This window comes from Rothia santali, assembly GCF_024199905.1.
Classification (GTDB): domain Bacteria; phylum Actinomycetota; class Actinomycetes; order Actinomycetales; family Micrococcaceae; genus Rothia; species Rothia santali.
In genome coordinates, this window is sequence record NZ_JANAFB010000026.1 from 41,345 (window position 1) to 48,064 (window position 6,720).

The 6,720-nt window shown below is 71.5% G+C and carries 7 protein-coding genes; 6 read left to right on the plus strand and 1 reads right to left on the minus strand.

Annotated features, from left to right (window positions below; all coding sequences use genetic code 11):
- The first annotated feature begins 445 nt into the window (after positions 1–445).
- The 6 genes from NBM05_RS10730 (at position 446) to NBM05_RS10755 (ending at position 6,349) form a co-directional block, all read left to right on the plus strand.
- On the plus strand, positions 446–1,483 hold the full coding sequence (locus NBM05_RS10730) for an LLM class flavin-dependent oxidoreductase (protein ID WP_373689321.1): 1,038 nt from the start codon (positions 446–448) through the stop codon (positions 1,481–1,483).
- Between the two features lie 480 nt (positions 1,484–1,963).
- Positions 1,964–3,451 carry a carboxylesterase family protein gene (locus tag NBM05_RS10735; RefSeq protein WP_254167168.1) on the plus strand — a complete coding sequence of 496 codons (1,488 nt, stop codon included), beginning with the start codon at positions 1,964–1,966 and terminating at the stop codon, positions 3,449–3,451.
- Between the two features lie 70 nt (positions 3,452–3,521).
- Positions 3,522–3,926 carry a tautomerase family protein gene (locus NBM05_RS10740; protein WP_254167170.1) on the plus strand — a complete coding sequence of 135 codons (405 nt, stop codon included), beginning with the start codon at positions 3,522–3,524 and terminating at the stop codon, positions 3,924–3,926.
- 38 nt (positions 3,927–3,964) lie between these two features.
- Complete coding sequence (locus tag NBM05_RS10745) at positions 3,965–4,387, plus strand: ChaB family protein (protein WP_254167172.1); 423 nt, start codon at positions 3,965–3,967, stop codon at positions 4,385–4,387.
- Between the two features lie 197 nt (positions 4,388–4,584).
- Positions 4,585–5,430, plus strand: coding sequence for a VOC family protein (locus NBM05_RS10750; protein ID WP_254167174.1), 846 nt, complete (start codon positions 4,585–4,587; stop codon positions 5,428–5,430).
- 109 nt (positions 5,431–5,539) lie between these two features.
- A complete protein-coding gene (locus NBM05_RS10755) occupies positions 5,540–6,349 on the plus strand; it encodes a glycerophosphodiester phosphodiesterase family protein (RefSeq protein ID WP_254167175.1) in 810 nt (269 codons plus the stop codon).
- Between the two features lie 165 nt (positions 6,350–6,514).
- Here the strand turns inward: NBM05_RS10755 and NBM05_RS10760 are convergent.
- On the minus strand, positions 6,515–6,720 hold a 206-nt coding region (locus tag NBM05_RS10760), incomplete at its 5' end, for a hypothetical protein (protein WP_254167177.1).

A 6,720-nucleotide genomic window follows, 5' to 3' on the forward strand; every position in this document is an offset into this window, starting at 1 on the left:
ACCCGCTCCCTCACGGCGCACCAGCACCACCGACCGAACGAAGCACCAGGCCCCATCCACACAGCAGCACCACCACACCGGGAAACGAACACCACACGATGTCCACAAACTTTCCGATGAGAACCCGCGCCCACCAACCCCCGCAACAACCCCCACAGAAGGAGGAAACAATCACGAGAAACCGGTGAACACCAGATCCGATGTCGGCCCTTCGAAGCGTTTGCCCCGCGGCGACTCGTAGAACTCTACACACCACCCACCGGACCCGCAACTCGGCGGACCATGAAACAGATCACAGCTCATTGAACCCCGGGAAACCGGGAAACTACACCGTTGGCTTTTATATCCGGGGGGGCTGAAAGTGGAGTGGGTCACCCCGAGAGGCCGGGGGCCGGCGTCGTGGGTCCCCGTGGAATATCCGGAAGCGCGTCCCCGGTTGTAGGAGATGGAGACATCCCCTCGAAAGGCAGGTGCCGCAGTGCTTCCCCTCTCCCTCATCGACTTCGCGACCGTCTACCCGGGCGAGACCCCCCGGGACAGCTACCTCCGCTCGGTGGAGATGGCCCGCCGGGCCGAGCGGCTCGGCTTCTCCCGTATCTGGTACGCGGAGCACCACAACATGCCCACCATCTCCTCGGCCGCCCCCGCGGTCCTCATCTCCCACGTCGCGGCCAAGACCGAGAGCATCAGGCTCGGCTCCGGCGGTGTGATGCTCCCCAACCACTCACCCCTGACCATCGCGGAGCAGTTCGGCACCCTCGCCGAGCTCTACCCCGGGCGCATCGACCTGGGGCTGGGCCGGGCGCCGGGCACCGATATGAAGACCCTGCAGGCGCTGCGTCGGGAGCCCCAGGACGCGGAGCGGTTCCCGAGCGACGTCGTCGAGCTCCAGGGGTACCTGGGCGGGGCCTCCCGCATCCCGGGGGTGCAGGCGATCCCCGGGCGCTATACGGACGTCCCCCTCTACATCCTCGGCTCCTCCCTCTTCGGGGCGCAGCTGGCCGCGAAGCTCGGGCTCCCCTACTCCTTCGCCTCTCACTTCGCCCCCGCCGCCCTCGAGCAGGCCGTCGCGACCTACCGGGAGCACTTCGAGCCGTCGGAGCAGCTGACAGAGCCCTATGTCATCGCCGCCGTCAACGTCACCGCCGCGGACACCGAGGAGGAGGCGCAGGAGCAGTCCGAGCGCGTGAGGAGGGCTCGCGTCGCGGCCATGGTGGGCCGGGGCCGGGAGCTGACCGAGGCCGAGATCGACATGCTGGTGCATTCGCCGGCGGGGCAGCAGGTCCTGGAGATGCTCCGGTACAGCGCGGTCGGCACGGGGGACGATGTCCGGGGGTACCTGGAGCGCTTCGCCGAGCGGGCTAGGGCGGACGAGCTGATGATCTCCCTGCAGTCCCCCTCCACGGAGGAGTCGGCCCGCTCGATGGAGATCCTGGCCGACGCCTGGGCCCTGACGACGCCGAGCCAACGCCCGGTGAGCTGACACACAACTCCCAGCAAGAAACACTTAACACCCGCGCCTTAAAGTGCTTTACTGAAGGTGGTTGATCAACCAGCACCGAAGACCTTCCGACGGGAGAGAGTATGAAAGCTTACCCCGCAGATAAGTACGTACAGACTTCACTCTGATACCGCATCTGACCACAGGCTAAGTTGCCCGTAGACGCCCCGAGTGGCGCAGGATAGCGGCGATGCAGAGCATCAGCGAGAAGCCTATATTTACTTGGCGAAGCGGTTCCCGGCTCAGCGTTGTTCCCGGCGAGCCGCATATGCCTCAAAGCTCACAGAATAGCTTTAAAATCTTATCTGGCGCTATGCCGACCCTATATCGCTCTTCGCGGCTACAGGCTTTCATAAGCCACAGTCACCGTTCAAAGGTAGACACTTCGAGTCCGACGACGAACACCGGGTCGGCATCAGTGCGTTCACGGCCGTCCGCAGCATCGCCCCGTAGGCTCGAGACATGACTGACCGCCGCGATCACCCCCACGACGACGCATCCCCCCGGCCCTCGACCCGGCCCCGCCTCACGGAACCGGCGCAGAGCCCCGAGGCCCGATCGACGCCGGCCCGCCTCGCCGAGGAGGCCACGGCGTCGGGCTCCGAGCGTCCGACCTCGGCGCCCGCGCACTGGGCCTCCGTGGCGACTCCCGCCGGCACCTTCCTGCCCTTGGGCGAGGACGACCTGGTCCGCGCGCTCGGCATCCGCTACGCCAGCTCCCGCCGCTTCGGCGCCCCGGAGCCCTACGCCTACGACCGGCCCTTCGCGGCGGACACCCCCGCGCCGGCGTGCCCCCAGGTGCACAAGCCGACCGACACGGAGCTCGTCGCGCTGGGGTTCGACGAGGACTGCCAGCGGCTCAGCGTCACCCGCCCGGACACCGCCGAGACCGGCCTGCCCGTCCTCGTCTGGATCCACGGCGGCTCCTACGTCGCGGGCGCGGGCGATGTGCCCTACTACGACCCCCGGTGGCTCGTGGAGGAGCAGAACGTCATCGTGGTCGCGGTGACCTACCGGATCGGGCTGTTCGGCTACCTCGGCGACGGCGAGTCCCGCGAGGCCAACCCGGGGCTGCTCGACCAGGTGGAGGCGGTCCGGTGGGTGCACCGGAACATCGGCGGCTTCGGCGGGGACCCGGACCGGATCACGATCGCCGGCCAGTCGGCCGGCGGCCACGCCTGCTGGGACCTCCTGCAGGTCGAGGAGCTGCGGGGGATGATCGCGCGCGCCATCGTCCAGAGCGCCCCGCTCGGCATCGTGTTCGGGCGACGTCGTGCCCTGGCGGCTCTCACGCCCTCCGCGGCCGCCACCGAGAGCATGCGCGAAGCCGACCCCCAGGACCTCGCCGACGGGCGCATCCGGATCGACCGACTCGCCTTCCGTCAGGGCCTGGCGAAGTTCATGCCCTTCACCACCCGTTACGGCGCCCGCCCCCTTCCGCCGGAGTCCGAGCTGGTCGGCCGGTGGAAGGGACTGGCCGGCTCGGTCGAGGTGCTCATGGGCACCACCTCCCGCGAGGTCTCGCTGTTCACCGGGATCCTGCCCTCGCTCCAGCGGCTGGCCGACTCGCCCCGCGGCTCGCGGTGGGTCGTGGAGCCGCTGGTCCGCGCGCTCACCCGGAAGGTGTACGGGCGCGAGTCCCGGCGCTGGGCCCGGTTGTTCCGGCAGGCCGGGGGCCGGGCCGTGTCCTACACCTTCGTGTACGGGCGGCCCGGGATGACACTGTCCTGCTGCCACCTCTCCGAGCTGCCGCTGCTGTTCCCCTCCCCGGCCTGGCGCCGCGGCGTCGAGGAGGCCGGGGCCGGCGTGACGGGCCCCGAGGTGGTCGCGACCTACGACCCCGAGACGGTCGAGGAGGCCGGGCGGGCGCTGCGGGCCGCGTGGGGGGCCTTCGTCCGGGAGGGGGCCGACGCCGTCGAGCCCATCCCCGGCGTGCTGGACCTCGACTGAGGGTGTTCCCCTATGGCCCGCCGGCGCCTACACTTAGTTTGTCAGGACAAACTAGACCACAGGGGGCACCATGCCGCTCGTCCGCATCGACGTCAACAAGACCCAGGACCCGCAGAGGACCCGCGCGATCGCCGACGCCGTCCACGAGGCCATCGTGGAGGTCTACGGCATCCCCGAGCGCGACCGCTTCCAGATCGTCACCCGCCACGAGCCGGGGGAGATCATCGCGCAGGACGCGGGGCTGGGCTTCGAGCGCTCGGACGACGTCGTCATGATCCAGGTCTTCACGCAGGCCGGCCGGGACACCCCCACCAAGCAGACGCTCTACGCCACGCTCGCGGCGAACCTGGCGCAGCAGGGCGTGGCCGGCGAGGACGTGTTCCTGGGATACTTCGAGAACACCGCGGCGGACTGGACCTTCGGCTTCGGCAGGGCCCAGTACGTCACCGGGGAGCTCGCGACGCCGCGAGCCTGAGCCCAGGCCCGAGCTCCCCTCATCGACGAGGAGGCACCATGCCCAAGATCGGCAGGAACGGTCAGCCCAAGAGGAGCGAGCTGCCGGAGCCGCTCAAGAACTCCGGCAAGAAGGCGCAGGACACCTTCGCGAAGGCCTACGACTCCGCGATGGAGGAGTACGACGACGAGCAGCGCGCCCACCAGGTGGCCTACGCCGCCCTCAAGCACACCCACGAGAAGGTGGGCGACGCGTGGCGCGAGAAGGAGGAGTACGGCCCCTCCGACGCGCGCAGCGAGGAGGGCGGGCGGGACTCCTCGAAGCCCACCGCGGGCGGCGTGGACGCCAACGCCTCGAAGGAGCACCTCTACCGGCTGGCCCAGGAGCTCGACGTCGAGGGGCGGTCCGGGATGACCAAGGACGAGCTCGTCGAGGCTCTGGAGAAGGAGAGCCAGCGGAGGGGCGGGCGGCGGAGGGGCTAGGTCGCCGCCGGGGTCGCCTCGGGGGCGTGCCCGGGCCGCGCCGGGGCCGCCCTGGGGGCCGCCCTGGGGGCCGCGGCTGAGCCGCACCGGGGCCGCGTCGAGGCCCGGAATAGGCCTAGTGCATCCCCGGCGCGGATCCTAGACTCGACAGCACGGGCCCGCACCCGCGCGGGCCGCCCCGCTCGAAAGGTGCTCCCATGTCCACCGAACCCACCTCCGAGACCGTCCCCCAGGCCAGCGGCGTCGGCAGCCCCGTCTGGCTCGAGCTCACGACCGACCAGGCCGGACTGGTCCGCGACTTCTACGCCCGGCTGCTCGGCTGGCGCGTCACCGACGAGGAGATGCCCGGCTTCGGGATGATCTACCAGGGCGAGACGCTGGTCGGCGGCTTCATCGACTCGACGCGCTTCGACAACTTCGGCGCCTCCGACGCGGAGGGCGTGCCCAACGCCTGGACCGTCTACCTGCGCACCGACGACCTCGACGCCGCCCTCGCGGCCGTCGAGGAGACCGACGGCCGCGTGCTCATGCCGATCCGCGACGTCGAGGGCCAGGGCCGCTTCTCGATCGTCTCCGCGCCCGACGGGGCCGTGCTGGGGGTCTGGGAGCTCGGCGAGTTCGACGGCCTGGCCTTCCCCATGACGCCCGGCTCGCCCGTCTGGTTCGAGACCCTCTCGACGGACTACGACGCGGCGGTCCCCTTCTACGAGAGGGCCCTCGGCTGGAACGTGGTCCCCATGGGCGGGGAGGACGGCGGCGAGGGCGACGTCGATGAGGGCGGCGTCCGCTACGCGACCCACGGTCCCGATGGCGAGGGCGGCGCCGGGATCTGCGCGGCGGACTCCTTCCTCCCGGACGGGGTCCCGTCCTTCTGGCGGGCCTACTTCCTCGTGGAGGAGACCGACGCCGCCGTGCGCACGGTCCAGGAGCTGGGCGGGCACCTGCTCGACGGCCCCATGGACTCCCCCTTCGGCCGGGTCGCGACGGTCGCCGACCCCGGCGGGGCCACGTTCCAGCTGGTGGACGGCCACCGGGCCGGCTGAGCCGACGGCAGCCGGGCGGGCCCGGACGGACCGGACCAGACGCACCACGTCGGACCGCGCCGCGTCGCCCAGGGTGTCGCCCGGCGCCACGGTGTGAGACGGTGGGCCCATGAGCCAGCTCGTCGCCCACCGGGGCCGCTCGGCGCGCGCGCCGGAGAACACCCTGGCCGCCTTCGAGGCGGCGCTGACCGCGGACTTCGAGTGGATCGAGACCGACGTCGACCTCCTGGCAGACGGCGTCCCGGTCCTCATCCACGACTCGACCCTCGACCGCACCACCGACGGCGCCGGTCCCGTCAGCGCCGCGACGAGCCGCTCCCTGCGGCACCGCGACGCGGGCTCATGGTTCTCCGCCGACTTCGCCGGGGAGCGCCTTCCGCTGCTGGCCGACCTCACGGACCTCATGGCGCGGACGGGGCTCAGCGCGAACCTCGAGCTCAAGCTCTCCCACCCGACCCCCGAGAGGGTCGAGCGCTGCCTCGACGCCGTCGTGGAGGAGCTGGAGGGCCTGGCCGGCGCGTCGCGGAGCGGCGAGGTCGGGGGCGGGCCCGGGGCTCCCGGGCCGGGCGCCCCCGCGCCGGAGGAGGGCCCCGGCGTCGTGATCTCCTCCTTCGACCACGCGCTGCTCGCAGGGCTGCGGGAACGCTCTGCCGGCGCGGTCCTCGCGCCGCTCTTCCACGCCGGCGAGCTCGCGGACGGCTGGCGCCGGGCGGCGGACGCGGTCGGGGCCCAGCGGATCCACCCGCACCACGCCGACCTGGACCCGCTGCTCGTGGAGACCCTGCTCGACGCCGGGCTCGGCATCTCCGCGTGGACGGTCAACGCCCCGGAGCGCGCCCGCCTGCTGTCGGAATGGGGCGTCGGGAGCATCTGCACCGATGGGCCCGAGGGCATGACCCCCGGGGCCTGGGAGGCGTGACGGGGCGGACGACCGGACGGATGGACGCGACGGGACGGACGACCGGACGGATGGACGCGACGGGACGGACGGGCGGATGACCGGACGGATGGACGAACGACCAAACGCGACGGGGCGGACGACCGATCGGCCGTCCGCCCCGTCGCGTGCGGGGAGCGTGCGCTGCTACTCCTTGATCGTCACCGACCCGGTCTCGCCCGAGCCGGGGGCCGCGGAGTCCTTGCCCACGATGGGCACGGCCTCCGTGATCGGCTGGTAGATCGCCGAGGCGTGCCGCGGGTCCGGGCGCCCCATCTGGATCTGCTCGAGGTCCGAGACGTGGGGGCCGCCGCGGAACTTCGGCGAGGGCTCCAGGCCGGTCTTGCGGCGGG